At 47.5% G+C, this 23,746-nt stretch carries 16 protein-coding genes; 8 read left to right on the top strand and 8 right to left on the bottom strand.

The window, feature by feature from the left end:
* Window positions 1-348: 348 nt before the first annotated feature.
* Together AB8599_RS09355 and AB8599_RS09350 are read left to right on the top strand one after the other, a co-directional pair.
* Window positions 349-1,716 carry an MATE family efflux transporter gene (locus AB8599_RS09355; protein ID WP_407330641.1) on the top strand — a complete coding sequence of 456 codons (1,368 nt, stop codon included), beginning with the start codon at window positions 349-351 and terminating at the stop codon, window positions 1,714-1,716.
* Between the two features lie 429 nt (window positions 1,717-2,145).
* A complete protein-coding gene (locus AB8599_RS09350) occupies window positions 2,146-4,914 on the top strand; it encodes a DUF4114 domain-containing protein (protein WP_407330640.1) in 2,769 nt (922 codons plus the stop codon).
* Window positions 4,915-5,045: 131 nt separating this feature from the next.
* Here AB8599_RS09350 and AB8599_RS09345 read toward each other — a convergent pair whose 3' ends face one another.
* On the bottom strand, window positions 5,046-6,221 hold the full coding sequence (locus tag AB8599_RS09345) for a phytanoyl-CoA dioxygenase family protein (protein WP_407330639.1): 1,176 nt from the start codon (window positions 6,219-6,221) through the stop codon (window positions 5,046-5,048).
* Window positions 6,222-6,393: 172 nt separating this feature from the next.
* Here AB8599_RS09345 and iolB point away from each other — a divergent pair, with 172 nt between their 5' ends.
* The 3 genes from iolB (at window position 6,394) to AB8599_RS09330 (ending at window position 9,105) form a co-directional block, all read left to right on the top strand.
* Complete coding sequence (gene iolB, locus AB8599_RS09340) at window positions 6,394-7,224, top strand: 5-deoxy-glucuronate isomerase (RefSeq protein ID WP_407330638.1); 831 nt, start codon at window positions 6,394-6,396, stop codon at window positions 7,222-7,224.
* Window positions 7,225-7,299: 75 nt separating this feature from the next.
* Window positions 7,300-8,286: an inositol 2-dehydrogenase gene (gene iolG, locus AB8599_RS09335; RefSeq protein WP_407330637.1), complete on the top strand. Its 987-nt coding sequence runs from the start codon at window positions 7,300-7,302 to the stop codon at window positions 8,284-8,286.
* A gap of 252 nt (window positions 8,287-8,538) precedes the next feature.
* A complete protein-coding gene (locus tag AB8599_RS09330; RefSeq protein WP_407330636.1) occupies window positions 8,539-9,105 on the top strand; it encodes a DNA-3-methyladenine glycosylase I in 567 nt (188 codons plus the stop codon).
* Between the two features lie 132 nt (window positions 9,106-9,237).
* Here the strand turns inward: AB8599_RS09330 and AB8599_RS09325 are convergent, their stop codons facing one another.
* From AB8599_RS09325 to AB8599_RS09315, 3 genes are all read right to left on the bottom strand, one after another.
* Window positions 9,238-10,149, bottom strand: a complete 912-nt coding sequence (locus AB8599_RS09325; protein ID WP_407330635.1) for a DMT family transporter — start codon at window positions 10,147-10,149, stop codon at window positions 9,238-9,240.
* A 247-nt stretch (window positions 10,150-10,396) separates the two neighbouring features.
* On the bottom strand, window positions 10,397-11,275 hold the full coding sequence (locus AB8599_RS09320; RefSeq protein ID WP_407330634.1) for a patatin family protein: 879 nt from the start codon (window positions 11,273-11,275) through the stop codon (window positions 10,397-10,399).
* Between the two features lie 301 nt (window positions 11,276-11,576).
* Window positions 11,577-13,682 carry an alkyl/aryl-sulfatase gene (locus AB8599_RS09315; protein ID WP_407330633.1) on the bottom strand — a complete coding sequence of 702 codons (2,106 nt, stop codon included), beginning with the start codon at window positions 13,680-13,682 and terminating at the stop codon, window positions 11,577-11,579.
* A gap of 563 nt (window positions 13,683-14,245) precedes the next feature.
* Between AB8599_RS09315 and AB8599_RS09310 the strand changes: the two genes are divergently transcribed.
* Entirely contained in the window at window positions 14,246-16,786 is a 2,541-nt protein-coding gene (locus tag AB8599_RS09310) for a hypothetical protein (protein ID WP_407333203.1), read from the top strand.
* 125 nt (window positions 16,787-16,911) lie between these two features.
* On the opposite strand, the gene AB8599_RS09305 is transcribed toward AB8599_RS09310, so the two are convergent.
* The 3 genes from AB8599_RS09305 to AB8599_RS09295 all read right to left on the bottom strand — a co-directional run bounded on the left by AB8599_RS09305 (window position 16,912) and on the right by AB8599_RS09295 (window position 19,304).
* Window positions 16,912-17,388, bottom strand: coding sequence for a DM13 domain-containing protein (locus AB8599_RS09305; RefSeq protein WP_407330632.1), 477 nt, complete (start codon window positions 17,386-17,388; stop codon window positions 16,912-16,914).
* Window positions 17,389-17,536: 148 nt separating this feature from the next.
* Window positions 17,537-18,571, bottom strand: a complete 1,035-nt coding sequence (locus tag AB8599_RS09300) for an NADP-dependent oxidoreductase (protein ID WP_407330631.1) — start codon at window positions 18,569-18,571, stop codon at window positions 17,537-17,539.
* A 136-nt stretch (window positions 18,572-18,707) separates the two neighbouring features.
* A complete protein-coding gene (locus AB8599_RS09295) occupies window positions 18,708-19,304 on the bottom strand; it encodes a TetR/AcrR family transcriptional regulator (RefSeq protein WP_407330630.1) in 597 nt (198 codons plus the stop codon).
* 186 nt (window positions 19,305-19,490) lie between these two features.
* Here AB8599_RS09295 and iolC point away from each other — a divergent pair, with 186 nt between their 5' ends.
* Together iolC and AB8599_RS09285 are read left to right on the top strand one after the other, a co-directional pair.
* The gene (iolC, locus tag AB8599_RS09290) at window positions 19,491-21,428 is read left to right on the top strand and encodes a 5-dehydro-2-deoxygluconokinase (RefSeq protein ID WP_407330629.1); all 1,938 of its coding nucleotides are present in this window, start codon (window positions 19,491-19,493) and stop codon (window positions 21,426-21,428) included.
* 120 nt (window positions 21,429-21,548) lie between these two features.
* A complete protein-coding gene (locus tag AB8599_RS09285) occupies window positions 21,549-23,060 on the top strand; it encodes a CoA-acylating methylmalonate-semialdehyde dehydrogenase (RefSeq protein ID WP_407330628.1) in 1,512 nt (503 codons plus the stop codon).
* 63 nt (window positions 23,061-23,123) lie between these two features.
* Here AB8599_RS09285 and AB8599_RS09280 read toward each other — a convergent pair whose 3' ends face one another.
* Window positions 23,124-23,609, bottom strand: coding sequence for an acyl-CoA thioesterase (locus AB8599_RS09280; protein WP_407330627.1), 486 nt, complete (start codon window positions 23,607-23,609; stop codon window positions 23,124-23,126).
* Window positions 23,610-23,746 lie beyond the last annotated feature (137 nt).

The raw sequence follows: 23,746 nt of genomic DNA, 5'->3' as shown, positions 1-23,746 counted from the left end.
TTCTTTGACAATACTGGCGAACGTTTCACCATATTGTTTTAGCAGAGCCCTAGATTCATCGAGTTCACGTATTCTGTCCGTACTGGTCTCGAGAACCAATATTTTTTCGATGACGTCATTAATGTGAACCAGTTCCTTATTCATTTTTTCATGTTAAGCGATGAAGGAAAACGGAAAACTCACGCCAAATAAATGCGCTTTTGTCTTGAGATACTAAACCAGACATTTTGATGTGAATCGTAGAAAATACCATGTATTACATGGCATTACATTTAGCTAAATTATATCTCGAAGATTATAGTCAAAAAAAATAATTAAAACCAAAGTGGCTAGGTGAGGGAAAAAGTGATGCCAGAAGATTCATATGGTTATTTTTTGCGGCGGGTTGCCCTGCTAGGTTTTCCTCTCGTGCTGCAAAGCTTGTTATTTAGCAGTGCAGGCTTTATAGACAGCCTCATGGTAAGCCAACTAGGCACACAGGAAGTGGCAGCGTCCAGTATTGGTGCACGAGTATTTTGGTTTACAGGCATCTTTATTTGGGGAATGGGCACCGGAATGGGCGTTTTACTCGCTCAATACTGGGGAGCGGAAGATGAAAAAGGCCTGAGACGTAATTTTGCTTTAGGCAGTGTGATATCGACTGCCGCGTCCGTCATTCTATTCTTACTGTGTTGGTTCTTCCCTCATGTTGTTCCGGCTCTGTTTAAAGCGAGCGGAGAAACCGCTCAACTCGCGGCTGACTATCTGAAAATTATCAGCGTGGCGATTTTGGTTGCAGGCCCAACTATTTCAATGGACGCAGCATTGCGAGCACTGGGTAAAACCAAAACCACCATGAATATGTCCATCATTGAAATTGGCCTCAATATCTTACTGAGTTATTTTCTCATTTTCGGTTACTTTGGCTTACCAGAGATGGGGTTAATGGGGGCAGGTTTGGGCACAGTGATCGCGCGTGTGGTACGCGTGATTATGTCTGTGGCTGTCATCTACTTTTTCAACCCAGTTTTGGTGCTTCGAGGGTCAGATTTTTCATTCACTCAACGTACTTTTCGCCGATACATGAAAGTCACCATGCCGATCATTGCAGGTAGTTTGATGTGGAGTGGTGGCATCTTTGTCTATCAGGTCATTATGGGACGGATGGGAGAAGCCGAACTGGCAACAATGGCTATTGTATCGTCGCTGGAAGCGTTGACCTTGTGTGTTGCATCCGGTCTGTCTAGCGCCACTGCGATTGTGGTGGGCAATGCCCTTGGAGCGAATAAGTTAGCGATGAGCGAACGCTATGCACGTTACGCGCTCGCCACATCTGCTGCTGTTGGTGTGCTGTGTGCGGTTGTCGTGCTGCTAGCACAAGGTGCGATTTTGTCCTTATACACGCAAGTGAGTGAGGAAGTTATCTCACTAGCGGCATTGTGTTTCCCTGTTATTGCGCTGAGCACCATAGTACGAAATATCAACATAACGCTTATCGTTGGTGTGCTTCGTGCTGGAGGAGATGCGAAATTCTGTATGAATATGGATGTTGTCTGTCAGTGGATTTGGGCGATACCGATGACAGCAGTGGCGGCAATGTGGTTTGAGCTTCCATTACCTTATGTCTTTTTACTGATGACTTCAGAAGAGATCGTCAAACTCTATCCGACCATTCGACGAGTTTTTGGTACTAAATGGGTCAACAACCTTACTGAACACAACACGGCAAAGGTGTAACGTCATATTCGCTTCTGCAAATGGTAAATATTTAGGCATGTGTTTGTTTTCATGCATGCTACAAGCGTATGTAAAACCGCCCACTTTGGACACCTTATATAGGTTGGCATACGCTTAAATATTGCCATTTCTATCCTCAACTAATGCCTTTCTAATTATTTAATCATTTTAATATCATTATTTTGGCTTATTACTGATCAAACAAAGCCATGATTTTACGCTGAACATGGTGTTCACCTGTTGTTCATGTGTGTCTTGTCATTAAAACTGATGTCACAAACAACGTTGAATGAATGTTAGTTGTCTCTAATGTGAGCCCAAATCTACTTAGTGACACAATCTTGAGCCGGGATGGTCTTTCTTTGCTATCCCCGCTCTTTTGCTCCTTGCTCATTCATACAGCGTCACACTATAAAATGAGGACAAGGTATGTCAGACATTAACGGTACAAGCGGCGCAGATTTTCTTTACGGTTCAGAAGACAAAGGCGATAACTTACTGATGAACGGGGACTTCGAAGCCTGGGGCAACGATAGCCATGATCAGTGGGGCTTGTTTGACGACCATCAAGTTGCGGGCTGGTACACGCCAGGAACCATGAAAATCGAACTGCAACAGGGCGATTTTGGTGGCACACCTGCTAACGCCGCTGACAATACTGTTATGGAACTTGATTCCACGGGTAATACCTGGGTTCAACAAGACATTGATGTGACCAATTTGACGGAATCGTCAGACGCATCAATGACCCTGTCATTTGATTATGCGAACCGTTACAAAGGTGACAATCACGCGACCAGTCAATTCGAAGTGAAGGTTTTTGATAACGATGGCAAGTTACTGTATTCCAAATACTTCGACAATACCCAATCTAATGAAAGCTATCACAACTTTGAAGTGGATTTTTCTGTGCCTGAGGGCACAACAGGCGTCACGTTGCGCTTCGAAGCTAAAGGCCAATCTGACGGCTACGGTGCGTTGATTGACAACGTCGCTTTGACTAACAACGTGTCAGGCAGCCTTGACGACACCATTAACGGTTTTGAAGGTAATGACTACATCGATGGTGGTCAGGGTAACGATACGCTGTACGGTGGTGAAGGTAATGACACCATCAAAGGCGGCGAAGGCAACGATACCATCTATGGCAACAAAGGTTTTGGCACTGATACACGAGAGTTGCTCACCAATGGTGATTTTGAAGATTACGGCAATAACACCAGCAATCATTGGGGCCTGCTTCAAGATCACCAAGTGACGGGGTGGTATACGCCGGGCTCTAACTGGATGGAATTACAGCAAGGTACGTTTGGTGGCACACCACAAAATGACGTGACCAATACGGTTCTCGAGCTGGATAGCCACACAAATACGTGGGTACAGCAAGATGTGGACGTGACGGGCCTTGCAGCAGACGGTGATGCGGTATTGGCGTTGTCGTTTGACTATGCAAACCGTTACCGTGGTAGCGACCATGCAACAAGTCAATTTGAAGTAAAAGTCTTTGATCAAGCGGGTACGGTGATCTATTCCAAGTACTTTGATAACACGCAAGCGAACGATCACTACGAATCTTTCACAACCGACGTTGTTCTGCCAAAGGGCAATGACTTTATTACTATTCGCTTTGAAGGCGAAGGCCGTTCTGATAGCTACGGCGCACTGATCGACAACGTGTCACTTCAGCAAAAAGTGAACGTTGAAGATGACAATGACACCATTTTCGGTGGAGCGGGTGACGACACCATTTTTGGTGAGCATGGCGACGATACTATTGATGGTGGAGACGGTGACGATACGATTTACGGCGGTGTTGAATCCAGCAAAACATTTGAATTAAATCACATTGATGGCGCGACGGTTTACAACCTGCAGGGTGAGGACACCGTGACGATTTCTGTGAGTGAATTCACGCACAGTGCGGCATATAACAACAGCCTAGGTTACTACGTGATCAAGGACGGTGTGGTTGTTCGTGCAGAAGTTATCGCGGATAACGTGAAAAGTGTTTCTGAATTGTCGTTGGATATTGATGTATCGGGTGGTGACTCCTTTGGCATGTTCTTGATTCCTGATGGTGACCGTAAAGGCTTTGACACAGGTTCAGTTAACTTGAACCTGGCGGGCACTGGCTCAACCATCACACAGGGTGGTTCAAGCTCAGTGGTTTACGTATCAAACGCCGCAGAGAATGGCGACGGTCAAGATCACGAGAACGTAGATGGTAACACCTCTCAATGGGAAGACCTGTGGAACCTCGGTGATCGCGATTTCAATGACACAACATTTACGATCTCTGTTGAACAGCAAAAACTGTACTCAGATAACGACACCATCAACGGTGGCAATGGTAACGACTTCATTCACGGCGGCGACGGTCAAGACGTCATTCACGGAGATAACGGCAACGACACCCTTAACGGCGGTAACGGCAACGACGTTCTTTACGGTGATGCAGGTGACGACGTTATTTACGGTGGTTTTGGTGATGATGTTCTTTACGGCGGCGACGGCGATGACAAGCTTTACGGTGGCAGTGGTGACGATGCACTATACGGCGGCGCAGGTAATGACTATTTGCAAGCTGGCTATGAAGACGACTACGTGTTGGATGGCGGAGAAGGTGTTGATATTTACGTCGGAAGCGAAGGTAACGACACCATGTTCTTCGACAATGAAGACTTCTCAGATGCAGGTTTGCTGAATTCTCGCGGCAATGTGTATGTGGGTGACCGCGGCTTCGATAAGCTGATTGCCAATGGTGATGCGAATATTGACTTTACCGGTCAGTCTCACCATGCCGCTGGCGTGGTGGTGAACAGTAAAGCCATTGCTCAGGTTGAAGCGGTAGTGGGCGACAGTGGCGATCAGGAAGTGACGATCAATGCTTATGCGATTGAAGCACAGTCTGACCAGTTCCAAACACAAACCAATGTTGATCCAGGTGATTGGGACGGCTTTGTGGCTTACTTGGGTGAGGGTGATGATACTTTCAACCTAACAGGCAAGTTCTGGACGTATGATGCCGATGCGCAGCCACAAGCTGAGCTGTCTGCAGACATGATTGCGTTCATGGGGCTAACAGAATCTCAAGTGAATGAGCTTGACGCTTATGTGTTTGAAACAAATTCGGGTGCTAGCGTGACAATCTGGACTGATGCAGAACACGTTACTTACGACGGTAATGATATTTTCTAACACTCTGCGAGCCAGTCAAAACCCGCTATATTAGCGGGTTTTTTGTTTTAAAACCGTGGGCGCTTTTTTCAATGACACGTCAAACAGTCTCTCGTGCAAAACACGATCGGCAGTCAACGGCGCGAAACACGTTACCCCCGTTGTTTTTCCCGAAGTTGAGCCAAAGCAATGTCGTAGTCGTTAGCTTCCATTCCTTCCTCTAATGCTCTGCACAATAAGGTTTCCATTGATTCTGGTGCCAAGCCGCCAATCGGTGGATCAGTATCAAGGTTTGTCGGGAAGGCATAACCGTCAGTCACCATGGTCACAATGGTCATTTTTTCCTCCATAGACAAAGCGTTGGATGCCCAAAGTGGCGCGAGTACGGGATAAACAAGGCGGCTAATATGCGCCAAATCGACGGTTTCCATGGGTTTACCGAATACCGAAGACACTTGAAGCAAATTGGCGCAGCGATGAAAGTTATTCGTTTGGTTTTCACCGGCAGCATGAAACAGGGCCGGGTTGAAAAACAACGCATCGCCTTTTTCTAATGCAACCTGAACATAGTGCTGCTCAAAGTACTCTTGAAACGCTTGCGCGTGATAAGCCATATAACCAAGCAGATAATGTTGCGAAAAAGGCAGTAGCTTTGTTGGTCCGCTTTCTAATGGCATGTCTGTATGCGCAACCGCACCTTGCAGTGTGAGCATCGCAGACATTTGTTGAATGTGAAGCGGGTAGCGGGCTGTTTCGTCGGGTTGTTGAAAGCCAAGGTGGTAATCACGATGTGAAACTTGCGCCGCCCCACCTGGGCGCACAATATTCACTTGTGCTGTCATTTGATAGTGCGGGCCGAGCCAAGCCTCAGAAACCCACTGAAGCAATGGGTTTTTGTAATAGTGAACAAATGTTTTTGGCGCGACCTGTGCGCTTTTTTGAAACACATTCCAAATTCGCCCGTTAGCTTGCGGGCCCGTTTTGCCAAAGTGATCACCGGCGCCAAAGCCCTGTTCTTTCTCAAGAACCGCTTCAAAAACCTGACTCATTTCATCAATGATTGCGTGCTTGCTAAAGAAACGCTTGATTGCAAAAACGCCAGGCCCATCCAGCAGTACACGGGCTATTTCATCTTGAAACGGACGCATATTGGCGTTGGAGCGGCGAAGATCATCGCCATCATAAACAACCACGTTAGAGATCACGTCAGTGGCTAACGGGTAAGATTCATGATGTGTTTCTTTCTCGCAACATGTTCGAAAGTCATCAAGTGACACATCTGATGGCTTAAAGAACGATGTTGACAAGGTTTGTCGTTTGCTATGCATCTTCCCTCTCCTCGCTCCCACAATGGCATTCAGTTTATTTCAAATATGAGTAAAAATGAAATATAAATTTCATTGTGTTGAGAGTTGAAAAATATGTTCTATTATTGGCAGACGAGTGAATTTGTGTTTATCGAATACACGGTGAAGTCAGTCACAAAGACAAGGAGATGTTATGTCTGAACTGCTTTCAAAGCGGAAGAAGCCAAATGATGAAGGGCGATATCAACACATCACGCCGGAATCGGCAGGTTGGAAATATGTGGGTTTTGACGCTTTCCAACTCACAATAGGACAAACACTCACATTAACTGCCAACGACAAAGAAGAGCTTTGTATCGTGCTAGTGGGTGGTAAAGCGACGGCGGAATTGGCAGGAAAATCACTGGGAGAAATTGGAGATAGAGCTGGGCCATTTGAACGCAAGAAACCCTTTTCTTTGTATGTCAGCGCGGGGGACTCTGCGTTATTAATTGCGACCGCCGATCTTGAATTGGCTGTTTGTCGTGCACCTGGAAAAGGCACCTTCCCGTCTCGTCTTATCGCTCCTGAAAATGTTGACGCAGAAGCGAGAGGCGTCGGCAATAATCAGCGCTATGTGCACAATATTCTGCCAGATAATAAAGCCGCTGATAGTTTGCTGGTTGTTGAAGTCTACACTGACGAAGGGTGCACCAGCTCTTATCCAAGCCATAAACATGATCGCGATGCGCCACCGGATGAAACACAGTTAGAAGAAACTTATTACCACAGGTTGAATCCCCCACAGGGCTTCTGCATTCAACGTGTATACACCGAAGACAGAGAGTTGGATGAATGCATGGCAGCTTACGATGGAGATGTTGTGCAAGTCCCACGTGGCTATCACCCTGTGGCAACAATGGCGGGCTACGACAGCTATTACTTGAATGTCATGGCTGGGCCAGTTCGCAAATGGTTATTTAGCTGGGAAGCCGATCATGCATGGATTAATACATCAGAATACGCCGATAAACACACTGGTTGAGTATTCCTATTTAACATCGGGCTGCAAGAAAGTACGTGCCCATCTTTAAAAAAAGCCAAAGCAAAAGGAGAGGCTATGTTTAATATTGCGCTGTTTGGTTGCGGACGTATTGGTAAAGTACACGCCGTCAATATTGATGCTCATCCCATGACGCAGATCCGCGCTGTTATTGACCCCTACGCTGAAGGGGCGGCGCAATTGGCTGAGAAATATCATGCCGATGTGATGACGACAGAAGAAGCCTTGGCCGATCCTGATATTCATGCGGTATGTATATGCTCTGCGACGGATACTCATGCAAATCTCATTGAGCTCGCGGCAAAAGCAGGCAAGGCGATCTTCTGTGAAAAGCCCATTGATTTGAGCCTAGCTCGTGTGCAGGACTGCTTAGAAGTGGTTGAGGCTTCTGACGTTAAGTTTTTGCTGGGTTTCAACCGCCGTTATGACCCTCAGTTCCGAACACTAAAAGATCTCTTCGAAAGTGGTGCAATCGGAAAAGCCGAAACCTTGGTGATCACCTCGCGTGACCCATCACCGCCACCTGCGGAATACGTGCGAGTATCGGGCGGCATTTTCCGCGATATGTCGATCCATGATTTGGACATGGCGCGCTTTATCATGGGTGAAGATCCGATTTCCGTTTCAGCCCACGGTGCTTGTTTAGTTGACCCTGCGATTGGTGAAGCAGGAGATATCGATAGCGCCGTGATCGTGCTGTATTTCCCGTCTGGCGCGATGGCAAATATTATCAACAGCCGACGTTCTGGTTATGGTTACGATCAGCGTATTGAGCTTCATGGCAGTAAAGGCATGCTGAAAGCGGGCAACGTGCGTGAGCATTTGGTGGAGCATTGGAGCGAGGATGACTGCAGCAGTGCAAAGCCGCAGTACTTCTTCCTTGAACGTTACAAAGAAGCCTATATTGCCGAATGGCAGCACTTTGTTGATGTGCTTGAAGGGAAAACAGAACCGCAATGTTCAGGCATTGATGGCGAACTGGCGCTGGAATTGGCCGAAGCCGCGCTTGAATCATTAGAGACGCATCAGACAGTTAATCTATAACGTCCGGTGTTGTGAATAGAAAGAGGATGCAGTCTTAACATTGCATCCTCTTTTTGTTGTGGCCAATTTATAAGCATGGTTATATACACAGTATTCCCAAGCAGCCTCAAGATGCTTGTTCAGCGAGAGTTTGTTGGCTGTCAGGCGCGGCGATGGTTTGAAAACATAGTCGCTCTTCCTTGAAAACACAGTCGCTCTACGTTGAAAATATATCTTTTGGTGTTCATTGCTCATTACGGTTAAGGACAAAACATGGAACGTTGCAGCTGGGCGAATGTGAGCCCGATTGATCAAACTTATCACGATGAAGAATGGGGCGTGCCAGTTCATGACGATCGTGAACTGTTTGAAATGCTGATATTGGAAGGTGCACAAGCTGGACTCAGTTGGACCACAATATTGAAGAAGCGTGAAGGGTACCGTGTTGCGTTTGATCACTTTGATATTAAAACTGTGGCCGCTTATGACGAAGCCAAAATAGCGGAGCTACTGCTAAACCCTGCGATTGTTCGTAACAGGCTGAAAGTGAATGGCACCGTGACCAACGCCAACTTGGTGCTGGCTATTCAGAAAGAATATGGCAGCTTCGACAAGTATATTTGGCAATTTGTCGGTGGAATGCCGATCGTGAATCATCGAGAATCAATTGCTGATGTCCCTACCTCGACGCCTGAATCCGATGCCATGAGCAAAGCGCTCAAAAAACTCGGCTTTAAATTTGTCGGTACAACCATTTGTTACGCCTATATGCAGGCAACAGGCATGGTCAATGATCATGTAAAAACCTGTTTTCGCTATGGTGTGGATGTTGGAAAGTAGGGGTTACCCTCGCTAGTCTTTGCATCTGATCGGGTGCGATTAAATGTCGAAAAAAATATACCAACAACAATAAACCAACAACAAAAAAGCGGGTAAACACCTGTTTTGTTGTTGGTCCTTGTTTTAAATTCGCTAACTCTTCTTGCCCATCCTAACCACTGCATACACCACCAAACACATACCAATACCGTGCAAAATAGTAAAGGTTTCATCAAGCAAGGTGATGGCAAACAATGCCGTGATCGCAGGGCCAATGTTGCCAGTAAGGCTTAATATTGATGGGGTTAAGCGCGCCATAGCAGCTGCAACGAAATACGAGGGCAGCACAGTACAGAAAATTCCGATGCCAATCCCCATCAAAATCAGATCGTCGGGCATGGTGCTAAAATCCGCATCCTTAAATTGATACTGCATCATGATCACGACACCCGCGCTTCCCATTCCCACACTGGTAAACAGTTGCGCACCCATGCGGCCAATCACTTTCTTGCTGAGTACCAGATAGATTGCAAAGACCAATGCAGAGGCAATAGCCATCATGCTGCCAATCCATACTTGCGAACCAAATGATTGCAAGTCATGCGCCACAATGAATGTCACGCCAACGTAACCAAGCAGAATGGAGAGCAATGTGCCTTTCGCGGGCTTCTCTTTCAGGAATATCCAACTGATCGCTACCACAAAAGAGGGGAACAAATAAATCAACAAGCGTTCTAGCTGGGCTGAAATGAACTCAAGCGCAAGGATGTCGAGCAAAGAGGCAAAGTAATACCCAAGCACGCCAACCAGCGCCGCCTGCCAGCCATACTGTCGCAGTTTACTTCTTTCATCTGGGTCACGGCATAGCCATAGCAGCATAGCGATGTAGAGGGGGAGTGACGAGGCGGCACGCAGGCTCATGATGGCCGTTGCATCACCGCCAGCGCTATAGGCGAGTTTGATCAATACAGGTTTGATGGAAAATAGCACAGTACCGATCAACGCATAGATGATGCCTTGACGATAGTCTGAAGAGGGTTGTGTACTGACAGAAGCGTCGCTCATTAATTACGTCCTTGAATTTGCTTATTAAAATCAAGGCTGTGAGAACGGGAGCCGGCTGCGTTACTCACAGCCGGAAATGAATCACTCTACCGACTGAAGGGCATAAGAAGCAGGAGCCAGAGTGATTGCAGGAATAAAATCATGGAAAGTTGAATCCTAAGTGATGAATAAACAACCTAACGCAGACGGTCTCTTGGCGCAATGATTGATTTTGGTGGAATGATTGATTGTGATGCAATGCAAACAGTTAGGCGGCAGTGCTATTCCAATTTTGTTCTTTTAACATCGTCGATTTGAATATCCTGAAAAGATGGTTCTGTGCGGCTTGACGACCCATATCGTAGCCTTGATCCAACTTTGATTTCTTCATGGTGAATCGACCGACAGGAAAAGCGTCTGGTGGCGCGATCACACGCACTTTGCAATCAGCGGGTGGTCGGCGAATAAATGCCAACGAAGCATTGTATCGATCTGCGCGCTGGCGCATAGCTTCTGCAATACTTGGGTGTTTTTTCAAGATATGATCCATCAAGCTAGGAAGGCGCATGGGTGTCATTTCGTAAGATTCTGGCTGAGACAAAATCACCGTAATATCACGTGCACCGCGTCGATACGCTTCCATCACGGGAATGGAATCCGCCACACCGCCGTCTGTGTAGCAACCTCCTGAAAAGCAGGGCGTTTGGCGATAAGCAATGGGCAGCGCAGAGGTTGCTTCAATCACATTAGACAGGTTGCTTTCATTCACCCAGTAATAGTCGGCAGACGCAGTTTCAACGTTTGTGACGGCGGCCAGCAACGGAATATTGGCAAACAGAGTCTCGGTATTGAGTGGATAACGTTCTAGTGCCGTTTTCCAAAGCCAGTCGACATCAATTAAATTGCCGCCTTTGACAAAACGGGCAGGGTTAAAAAACATCGTATTTGTCGCCAACTCAGTGACAACGTTGTAGCTGCGCTTTGGTTGTTCAGCGAGATAACTGACAAGGTTGGATGCCCCCGCAGACACACCGATAGCAAAATCAAACGGGCGGAAACCCATTTCAAGGAATTCGTCTAACACGCCGCTGGCAAAAATGCCACGCATTGCGCCACCTTCCACGACTAGTGCTCGTTGTCCTGCCATGATCTTTACTCTTAATAACACCTTCTCGCGAAAGCATACGCAATGAGTGCGAAAGAGAAAAATGGCTGCTTTCTATTGTTCTGATAGCTATGGGTTATTGAAAGTCACGAATTGTTATTCCTAGCCGCTGACAAAATGTTAAGCGAGTCTTGCAAAAGCGCAAGGAGGCAAAAAGGGCAAGAAGGAGATAAAAGGGGGAAAGGGATGACAGAGGGTAAAGAGAGGGAAGAAGGTGGGGCCTGGATAAAAACATGGCGGATTAACTCCGCCATGCTCGGTATATTTCCTTGAAGGTTAGACGTTAAACACCGTCTGAACGACCAACTTCCGGTTGTGCAAATGTCACCTCACCTTTGCTTGTTTTTGGTGCATCTACAGCCGTTCCCGGCATCATCTCGAAGGTTGGCGTGAAGTTAACCATCATCGATTTTAGCTGGGTGAAGTGTTTCAAATCGCCCTTGTACTTCACTTTCCCTGCTTTGATTTGCTCTTCGAACGTAGCCGCGCCCATCATCACTGGCTCAAGATCTTCACGCTTAATCGTGAGAGTGAGATCAGGCTTATCCGCTTGGACGCCTTTGATATTAGTGAGGGTTGCATTGCTAAGCTCAACCACAAATTGCTCATCAATGTCAGGTAGCACCAAGTTGATTACCGATGATTTTCCGGCTGCTTTGTCACTATCAAGGCGTATGCCCAAGAAATCCAACCATAACTCAGTCGCCATCGCTTTGGTGGTATCAGGACCCGCAGATTTAGGCGTTGCGCCTGTTGGAATGCCATTTCGTAATTCATACGCTGCGGCTAAGAAGCTGTTACGAACGCTTGGGCTTTCTTGTTGATAACCAATTTGTTCGAACGTGTCTGCCAGTAGATCTTTACCTTGTTGGTTTTTCGGTTCGGCGTAAACGAGCTTGTTTAAGATCTCTTGCGCCAAGCGATATTCGCCTTTGTCGTACAGTGCTTGTCCCTTAGCGATGATCTTGTCTGACCCGCCCATCATTTCAACGTATAGCGGCGCTGAGTCGCCCGGAGACAGAGGGATCAAGGTTGCTGGGTTACCGTCCCAGTAGCCGAGGTAACGGTTAATCACAGCACGGCTATTGTGCGCTTCTGAACCGTGATAGCTGTGTGCAGACCATTGATCTTGCAGGCTCTTCGGCGGCTTATATTGGTTATGAACCTCGTTCACCGTGACACCTTGGTTGGCAAGATGAAGTACTTCATTGTTCAAGTTCGCGTATATGTCGCGTTGAGATCGCATGATTTCTTGAATGCGGTCGTTCCCCCAGCGAGGCCAGCTGTGTGAAGCAAACATCACGGTGGCGTCTTGACCATAACGGTAAAGAGCGTTGTTGATCTGCTTTGACCACTCCAATGCGTCGCGCACCAATGCACCACGTAAGGTATAAATGTTGTGCACTGTGCCCGTGATGTTTTCTGCCGCCCAGAATGCTTTCAGATCTGGGAAGTAGGTGTTCATTTCTGAAGGGGCTTCTGTTCCTGGTGTGTTTTGGAATTCCATTCTCACACCATCAATGGTCATTTCTTTGAAATCATCAGAAATGGTGGTATTTGGCGCGATCAGACCAAGGTTACCTGCAGCCGTGTTTTTACCAATAGACTGGTCAACGTGTCCAAATGGGCTTCTTGGAAGCAGCACCCCATATTGATAGAACATACGACGGTTCATGGCGTTGCCAGCATAAACATTTTCAGATACGGCGTGCTCCATAAAACCAGATGGTGCGATGACTTTCACTTTACCGGATTTCACATCGGCTTCATCAACAACACCACGTACGCCACCATAGTGATCAGCATGGGAGTGAGAATAAACCACGGCAACCACTGGTCTCTCACCAAGCTGCTCGTTGATAAATGCTAACGCGGCTTGAGCCGTTTCTTTTGCTGTCAATGGGTCAAAAACAATCCAGCCAGTATCACCCTTGATAAAGGTGATATTGGCAAGGTCATAGCCACGGACTTGGTAGATTTTGTCGGGCATGACTTCATAAAGGCCGTAAGCCATGTTCAGAATGGCTTGGCGTTGTAATGACGGATGAATGCTGTCGAACTCTTTGCCATCTTGAAGCAGCCATTCATAGCTACCCATGTCCCATGCGACATTTCCTGCCTCTGCCATGATCTGCTTGTAAGCTGGGGCGGCAATAAACCCGCGTTTTGCCTCATCGAAATCTCGCGTGTCAGAGAACGGCAATGTCGCTTTGTTTTGTTGCCATATTTCTTTAGTGAAAACAGAAGGGTAGTTGCCTTTGGCATCAAAGTGCTTCCCTTCTGCTGCGCCTGGGTCAGACAGCACGCCACCGCCCCCAGCTGCCAATGCAGAAAGGGAAGAAAGTGACAAGGTGATTGCTATCAGGTAGCTGAGTTTTTTTGTGCGCACGTATTTCTCCATGTTTCGAACGTCAGTTGAATATCCAATTTAGTATGCATTCGCTGTCTAATACAGCACTTGTTCTTTCTTATTTTTGCGTATCTGGACTTTTGTTTAACAAGTGTGAGCATGTGCATGATTTGCAATAAAGCTGGGTGCACCAACCGATGTGGTAAACACTGAAATATTAATAAGTTATTGATATTTATTGGTGGGGAGGATTTGTGGTGTGTATATATCACGTTTAATTTGACGAAGAATATTGCTGACTAAACGCACCGCAATCGTCTCTCTGGTATCTCCATTATTATTTTATGTTTAATATTCTGGTCATGTTTATTTCATTTTGTCACATATATTGTACAGATAAAGCTCTCTTTCTCTCCTAAAGTGCTAACGAAGATGGATAAATCCTATGGGGTTATCTTTCTTGAACTTGCTGGTGGCTGGACGACATCAGAAACTGATTGAAAGGTGTATGTAGGATCGACAAAGGAATGTCTTCGCATCTGTTAGAAGCGCTGAGTTAATTGAATGCATGGAGCATTGTCGTGAATGATTTAAATACAAGAGTGAGTAGTATTTGGGCTGCGATTGGCAGTTTTTTCCGCCAAATCATCGTATTCTTTGAGCGTATTATCAATGCGATTTTCCCGCCAGAGCTCACTTCAGCACCCTCTGTTCTGATTCAAACACCACCATCGCCAAGAGATTCGACATTGAATCTTGTGTCGATTGGCGATTCATCTCAACAAGCGCGAGCGAGATGGTTAGCGGATCGTGAAACGGTTAAATCGATAGCTGAAGAGAACCAACTAAAACTTGAACAAGCATTAGGGTTGCGAGATGAGCTTGGAAATCGAGTGCCTGATTCTGATCTATCTTTGTCGTTTAATGTGGTGATGGGTAAAGGTTATTTTCCAATCATAGGTGATCTGGTTCTTCCTGTTGGGGCAGGATTTTTTCGCGGACAAGGCTCTTATGTTCGACGTCGATCGTTGAGTTCTGAACTTCGAGGTGTCGCAAAACATCCTACTGCCCTCTGTCCCATAGGGGGCACCGACAACAATGGTGTGCTAACCCAATGTGGCTCTTCATTCGTCGCAGACTTTGCCGTTAGTGGTTGTCTGAAAGATGCGGGTGATGGTGGCAATGGCATGATACTCGGCCATACACCGCCTCAACCTAATATTGCTGCTTCCTCTCGTCCGAATACAACGCAGTATTGGGCCGGACAACCAAACAAATTGCCGCAAAAGCGTTTTACTTTTCCATTGGTTTGGCCGGGTCTCACCTCTTTTAAGCTTAATAATGGCGAGGGTGATACTGAAATAGTTGTGCCGGCGCGAGGCGCATACACCTCTTCAAAAGAGGTGTTATTGGACGATAAGGTGGATGTGCCACTGGTACGTTGGGTGCGTGCTTTTGCTGCAAACGGGACTGAGATTGCGCGATTTGCAAATGTTGGTTCTAAACTAGGCGGTGGAACAGTCGGTATCAATGCTGATGACCGCCAAACCACGGGTAACCCTAAAAAAACGGGGGAAACACGCGTATACAACAAGCCGATCGGTATCAATGACACCACTACGACAGTGGTGGTGCCGGGTGGCTTACCCGCGCAAACGGCAAAGGTAGAAGTCTCGTTTTACAATTGGGTGACGCACTATTCCTTGGTGTCTCAAATGACGCCTTTCCTTCCTGGAGAGTATTACACGTCGGCGCGTGCGTCTTACAACGAATTTATGAACATCGTCGTTGAACGCATGCCTTGGAATGGTTTTGTGGGCATCGATGGTGCGTATAACTCGCTCACCAATTTGATGGCGCGTGAGAATGGGCTCGATGGTTGGTTCTTTCCCGGTGGGTATGAAGATTACATGCACAATGCGTTTGTGAGTTGTGCGGCAGTGAATAATGGCGGTTGGTCGCTCTATGCGTCAGAACCTGTGCTTGGGAGTCGAAATGTCAATGATAACAATGGTTGGCCCAACGCGGCGGGTGAGCTCAAAGTTCATCGCAAGGTAACATACACAGCATCTTCCAATGACTTCGGTAACTTCGATAGCTATGGCAGCAGAGGTGGAGCTATGTATTTTGGTTCGTCATCGAATTCAATACAAACGGGCAGTATGGAAGACCATTTCGATGCAAACAACGTTGATCCATTTGGTGATTCGCCGCTAAAGGAAGAGAGCGACTGGAACCCGCTGCGTTGGAACAGCATTGTTGTGTTTGCTGCGGACGCGCGACAGAACGATATTGTTATCACCAGTACGCCCACTGATTCACGCCGGGTAACTTACTGTAAAGCAAGGCTGGTGCAAGAAACGCCAGACCCTAACTATGCCGACAGCAACCTCTATAGCGCGATCAGTTCTAACCATTATTGTCACCCTCGTCCCGATTCGTATGGTTCACTTGTTGACGTGCGACCTCCATCAATCGCCCATTTGCACTTAACATCTTACGATGAAAATGAACGTTCGGCGGGAGACATCCATGGCTTACCCGGTGGCGTCACTGAGCTTCAAGGCATTTTCTCTGGGTTGCGTTCGTACTTGTTCCGCCCTTGGGCATACGGTATTACGCCCGCTTCTAAGCAATTGCCATTTGGTTGGAAAGTCACGTTTTCAGCCAAGCACAATAAACTGCCCGGTGCGGGCAAAGAAGTTAGCCTGTCTGCTGATGCGTTGGGTATTGCTGGGCAATACAGAATGAACAATCTGTATTACGGCACTATTGCTCAGGATTTCAAAGGTCGAAGGATTCCAGCTGGAGGTATTTATACCCTTTCGTCCATGGTGAACTTTTTCACTACGCGGGATTTTGATGAGATTGACATGAATATGCTCAGTGTGTCGGTGAATTATCTTTACGACGAAATCGACAAAACGGCAGGGAATCCAGCCATGAAGCTGCCAACCACTTTAGTGATCATGCCTGCTCGTGTTCGTCTCTGGAAAAACGCGGCTGGAGATGCAAAGTTCCAAGTCGAGATCCCCATGCTAAATACGAGCGACAAAGATCTGGTGTACCCAGATGGAGCAAACCTAATGCATTACTTCAAGATAAAAATAGAAACGGGAAGTGTCGATACATCGCTGAATTAATGTTTGTGAGCGAATGTGGAGGGTGCTCAGAACGGAGTGCTTACTTGTAGCTGATACGTCGATTTGGCAATAAAGGCTAATTTAAACAGCCGCTGAGAAGCGGCTGTTTTGTGTTCTGCTAATCGTTATTTATACCTTGCCGACGTAATAAACTCACCAAAGCTCTCACACCATACAACCACGGTGTTGTATTGCGATGGGTCAATGTTGGCAGGGACATTGACGATAAAGTTATCGAAGGTTTTAACATCACCAATTTGTGCCATTTGGGGCTTGAGTCGGTTGAAGTCGGCTTCTGTTTCGACAAACTCGGGTGAGAAATAGAGTTTGTAGTCAGGCCCGGGCGCTAATTCACCGGCAAAAGAAACCATAGTAGGCCCGATAGATACAGTGCCTTCACCCCAGTGAAACGTATCGCTGCCTTTCAGATCTTTTCGAAACTCGCCGTTGTAGGTGGAACTCGCCGCTGTCGCAGACACGTCATCAATGCTTGGGCCGGGCGGGGCAATCAGAATAGGCAGGACATAGATCCCCGCAGCAAAGCCGATAAAAATGGCAAAGACATGAGAGAACATCAATAAGAGAACATGGCGGGTTTTCATTAAGCTTACTCCTGTTTGTGTATCCATCCTAAACAGACTGTTCAAAGTAACGATAACACGTTGATTTGAGTCAAGTGTAATGGAAAAAGCCCACCTGCGAATCACAAGGTGGGCTTTTGTGTTGCCTTCTCACAAATTAGATATGCGCTTAGATTGGGTCAGCGACTTTGATCACCAATTTGCCGAAGTTTTTACCTTCAAGCAGGCCCATAAAGGCTTCTGGTGCTTTGTCTAAGCCTTCAATCACTTGCTCTTTGTACTGCATTTTACCTTCAGCAAGCCACTTAGACATGTCAGCCGCGAACTCGTTGTAGCGATGACCGTAGTCGTCAAAGATGATGAAGCCTTGCATCTTGATACGTTTGATAAGCAGCGTCGCCATTAGCATACCCATGCGATCTGGGCCAGCTGGCAGTTCAGTGGCGTTATATTGAGAAATCATGCCGCACACAGGAATACGAGCGCCCGTGTTGAGCAAAGGCATGACCGCGTCGAACACTTTGCCGCCGACGTTTTCGTAATAGACATCAATGCCTTTGTCACACGCTGCAGCCAGTTGCTCGGCAAAATCATCGGCTTTGTGATCAATACACACATCAAAACCCAAGGTTTCAACGGCATAGCGACATTTCTCTTCACCGCCAGCAATGCCGACAACCTTGCAGCCTTTCAGCTTACCAATTTGACCCACTGTCGCGCCGACCGGGCCTGTAGCAGCAGCGACAACCAAGGTGTCACCGTTTTTAGGCTGACCAATATCCAACAAGCCCATGTAAGCGGTGAAGCCCGGCATGCCCATGATGCCTAAAGCAAAAGATGGGTGAGTAGGCGCTTTACCCAGTTTTAGTAGGCCTTCGCCATCAGAAACGGCGTAACTTTGCCAACCTGTGTAGGCCAGCACCCATTCGCCCTTCTCAAAATCAGGGTGTTGTGAATCTTCTACCTGACAAACGGTTGCACCCACCATGACATCATCGATAGCGACAGGTTCAGCGTAAGATTTTGCATCGCTCATGCGGCCACGCATGTAAGGGTCAAGTGACAAGTAGATGGTACGAAGCAGCATTTCGCCAGCTTTGATAGCGGTGACGTCAGCGTTTTCTAAGCGGAAGTTATCGGTAACAGGAGCGCCAACAGGGCGAGAAGCTAAGACGATTTTCGTGTTTTCCATGGATGCAGACATTGTCGTTTCCTTATCAATTAGACCAGTCGTCTAGTGTGTAGGTAAAAAAATCCGCCAACTGAGTATGGCGGTATTTCCAAATTCGGGTTTGATTGTATCTGAGAGTACGTCCAAATTATTTGGGTAAAAATACAAATCAAAAAGCAACGCGGCCTTTTAGCACAAGTGCAGTGGTATCAAATGCTTGCTTTAAGCATTCAGTATTCTGATTCAACTTGCTCATTAGCCCTGCGCCAATCCACAAATGGTAAAGCTGCTCTGCCGCTTTTTTGCTGTCAGTGACCTCAATGGATCCGTCGTCAATACCTTGCTGAACGCAGTTTGCAATCATGGCGATGATGTTATTCGCGCCTTTTAGCAGCGAGACACGCATGGAATCCGACAAGTCGGACACTTCGGCGCTGAGTTTCACCACCAAGCAGCGTTGGTTCGCGCATAGGCTGTCACTGGCTTCGATCCATTTTCCCCAATACGTCATCAGTTTGTCGAATCCATTCAGCGAGGGGTCGCTAAACAGAACATCAAGACGAGTTTGATAGCCGGAGAAGTAGTCTTCAATCAGTGCTTCACCAAATTGCTCTTTGGATTTGAAGTAGTGATAGAAGGAGCCTTTTGGCACACCAGCCTGACTGAGCAGTTGAGAAAGCCCTACATTTGAGAAGCCTCTCTCTGCGATCAGCTGGTAGCCCACATCAAGGATGTGCTGGCGAGTTGAGTGTAATTCTGTATTCATGGAGGCTACCTTACATAAGATTAGACCAGTCGTCTAGCAATTATTCTCGAAAGAATCGTGAGCTGGATGATGAAATGTTTGTTTCGTTAGTTGCGTGTTAAGCGTTTCGCAATTACCATTTAATGAAATAAATATTTCATTTTGTGTTTGTAAGCTTGAAAACATGCAGTCGGATAGGAGCCGGAAATGACAACACAGAAAAAAACATTGGATGTTATTTGTCTTGGACGGGTCGCCGTCGATCTTTATGGCGAGCAGGTAGGAGCAAGGTTGGAAGACATGCGTACCTTTGCCAAATACCTTGGTGGATCTTCAGGAAATGTGGCACATGGAACCGCGCGACAGGGACTTAAATCCGGCATGTTGGCAAGAGTTGGTGACGAGCACATGGGGCGCTTTGTTCGTGAAGAATTAGAGCGTGTCGGCGTGGATACCAGCAATATTATTACAGACAAAGAGCGCCTGACGGCGTTGGTGTTACTCGGTATCAAAGATGAAGATACCTTTCCGTTGATTTTCTATCGTGATAACTGTGCAGATAAAGCCATCACACCAGACGACATTAGCGAAGAATACATTGCTTCGGCAAAGTGCTTGGCGATCACGGGGACGCATTTATCCAACCCTAGCTCACGTGAAGCGGTGATCACTGCGCTGAACTATGCGCGCAAACATGGCGTTCGAACGGCGTTAGATGTGGATTTTCGCCCTGTACTTTGGGGGCTAACCTCTTTGGGGGATGGCGAAACGCGGTTTATCGCGTCAGAAGAAGTCACCCAGCAACTGCAAGACGTGCTCGGCTTGTTTGATTTGATTGTGGGCACGGAAGAAGAGTTTCACATTGCAGGCGGCTCTGAGGATTCCATTACCGCATTGAAAGCCGTGCGCGGTTTTACCGATGCGACCTTAGTATGCAAGCGAGGCCCGCTCGGATGCAGCGTCTTTACTGATGATATCGGTAACCATTTGGATGATGGCATCACAGTCAAAGGGGTGCGTGTCGAAGTACTAAATGTCCTTGGCGCAGGTGATGCCTTCATGTCTGGCTTGCTTCGTGGCTATATTAACAACGAGCCTTGGCAGCAATGTTGTCGTTATGCCAATGCGTGTGGCGCACTGGTGGTATCGCGTCATGGCTGCTCACCTGCCATGCCAACCAAAGAAGAGCTTGATTATTACTTAACGCATGAGCACGACATTCCTCGCCCTGATAGGGACGACAACCTCAATCACTTGCATCGCGTCACCACACGAGAAAAAGCATGGCCAGAATTGTGCGTGCTGGCCTTTGATCACCGCGCGCAATTTGTCGAGATGGCGCAGAAAGCGGGCATTGATATCGACCATATTCCGTATTTAAAAAGGCTGATTTGGCGTGCTGCGCAAGAAGTGGCTGAAAGCATGGGGCTTCAAGGAAAGGCTGGCATTCTGTGTGATTCCACCTTCGGTATGGATGTGCTCAATTCCGCGACTGGTTTCGGTCAGTCGGTGAGTGAACGCTATTGGGTCGGACGCCCGATTGAACTGCCGGGGTCGCGCCCTCTGCGTTTGGAGCATGGCAACATTGGTACACAACTCGCCAGTTGGCCGAAAGAACAGGTGGTGAAGTGCTTGATGTTTTACCACCCAGACGATCAGCGTGAATTGCAGTTGGAGCAAGAGCGAACGTTGCTCGAGGTGTATCAAGCGTGTTGTGCAACGGGCAATGAACTCTTGGTTGAGGTGATCTTACCGCGAGACGGTGAAGCGGTATCGCCAGAGGTGTCTGATTCGCTTTATTTTCGTGTTATGGAAAGGCTTTACAACCTTGGTATCAAACCTGATTGGTGGAAGTTACCGCCTCTGACAGAAAACGGCTGGCAGCAGGTCGATACGTTAATCCTAGAACGAGACAAACATTGCCGAGGTGTATTGCTTCTTGGCTTGGATGCCGCTGCTGACGAACTAAAAGCGGGCTTTACCGCATCAGCCAAATCACAAACAGTGAAAGGCTTTGCAGTAGGAAGAACCATTTTTGGCGAGCCAAGCCGACAATGGATGGGCGGTGACCTCAATAACGCGCAATTTATCGACGCGGTGAAAGCCAACTATGTCGAACTTATTGAAACATGGCGTCAACGTTGAGCCGGTGTAAAAAGCGATTATCGATAAATATCGGAGTAACGTAATTAAGGCTAACAACAATTTGGTGACGCTTGCACGTGATGCCGAATTGAGATGGTTTAGAGCATGGAGACCCAAGACATGGAAACAGTTCATAATTTTATAAATGGCGAAATGGTTGAAAGCAATAGTGATCGCTTTGGTGTGGTATTCAACCCAGCAACAGGCGAGCAGACTCGCCAAGTTGCGTTGAGCAAAGCGCAAGAGGTTGTGCAGGCGATAGCCGCCGCGCAAGCCGCTTTTCCAAAATGGGCCAAAACACCACCGCTTCGCCGTGCGCGTGTCATGTTCAATTTCAAAGCGTTACTAGAAGCGAACCAGGACCGACTTGCTCGCCTGATCAGCAACGAACATGGAAAAGTGTATTCAGACGCCGTTGGCGAGCTAACTCGCGGTTTGGAAGTGGTGGAATTTGCTTGTGGTATTCCGCATCTGCAAAAAGGCGAGAGTTCTGCCAATGTAGGTTCGGGTGTTGACAGTCATTCGATCATGCAGCCTCTTGGCGTTTGTGCGGGTATAACACCGTTCAACTTCCCTGCGATGGTGCCGATGTGGATGTTTCCTATCGCCCTTGCTACCGGTAACACCTTCATATTGAAGCCGTCTGAAAAAGACCCGTCACTGGGTTTGGTACTGGCGGAATTGCTAAAACAAGCGGGTTTGCCTGATGGCGTGTTTAACGTGATCAATGGCGATAAAGAAGCGGTCGATATACTGCTAACAGACCCACGGGTGCAAGCGGTGAGTTTTGTGGGCTCAACGCCAATCGCGGAATATATCTACGCGACTGCATCGGCGCATGGTAAGCGTTGTCAGGCACTTGGCGGCGCAAAAAATCACTGTATTTTGATGCCAGATGCAGACATGGACATGGCCAGTGGCGCGATTTTAGGCGCGGGCTTTGGTGCAGCGGGGGAGCGCTGTATGGCGTTGTCTGTGGTGGTGGCTGTTGGGGATGAGACGGCAGACACGCTTATCGCCTCTCTCTCAGACAGCATTGCGAAAATGCGTGTTGGGCCGGGCATTGTTGATGGGCCAGAAAATGACATGGGCCCGGTGATTTCGGCGGAACACAAAGAGAAAATCCTTGGTTACATCCATGCCGGAGAAGCGCAAGGTGCGAAGCTGGTGGTTGACGGTCGAAACTGCCAAGTTGAAGGCCATGAAAAAGGCTTCTACGTGGGACCAACCTTGTTTGATGATGTCACGCCAGACATGAGCATCTACCAAGAAGAGATTTTCGGCCCAGTATTGTCGGTGGTTCGCGTGCCGGATTATCAAACCGCGCTTGAGCTTATCAATCAACATGAATACGGAAATGGATCAGCGATTTTTACACGCGACGGTGAAACCGCACGTCAGTTCAGTGAAGATGTGTTGGCAGGTATGGTGGGTGTGAATGTGCCTATTCCCGTGCCAATGGCGTTTTACAGCTTTGGCGGTTGGAAGCGTTCCATCTTTGGCCCGTTAAATGTTCATGGTAACGACGGTGTACGCTTCTACACGCGCATGAAAACGGTTACCACACGCTGGCCGACCAGTGTTCGCCTCGAAACACACAGCAGCCACTTTACGATGCCGACTATGGGGTAGATAAAGACGAGACAAGACAAAAGCCGCAGATGCGGCCTTTTCCGTTATTAACCAGACTGACGGCTACTTGAAAAGCTTAACGTGCGCTTCCATTTCTTCGCCGATTTGTTTACGCATGTTCATTAAGCGAATCGCGGATTGCTCCAATTCTTTGTCTTCATTGCTTTCAGGCACCCATTTTGGAATAGACGTAGGCTTGCCGTCTTCATCTACCGCTACCATGATAACGATGCAGTGCGTGGTGAGTCGATTCTTCAACTCTTTTGGGTCACTTGCTTGTACGTCAATGGCGATGTGCATGGAAGAGTTGCCGGTATAAATCACTTTGGCACTGACCTCAACCAAGTTGCCAACATGAATAGGTGCAACAAAACGAATGCCACCGGCGTAGGCTGTAATGCAGTACTTTCCGCTCCACCCTGCGGCGCAGGCATAGGCCGCAAGGTCAATCCATTTCATGGCTGCGCCACCGTGAACCTTGCCGCCAAAATTGACATCACTCGGTTCTGCGAGGAAGCGTAATGTAATGTCCCGTTGTTTTGCGCTCATCGTTGTTATCCTTACTGCGTGAATTACCTTATTTATAACAAACACATTGAATTTGTGTTGGGCTTTTCGCTGTTTTTAGCCCAAATTCATTCGTTATTACTCACTTATCCAGTGAAGAGTGCTGTAACCAGTGAATT

Origin of the sequence: Enterovibrio litoreus, from assembly GCF_045679545.1 — a bacterium.
Lineage (GTDB): Bacteria > Pseudomonadota > Gammaproteobacteria > Enterobacterales > Vibrionaceae > Enterovibrio.
The sequence above is the reverse complement of the archived record's forward strand: the minus strand, read 5'-3'. Positions and strand labels throughout refer to the sequence as shown.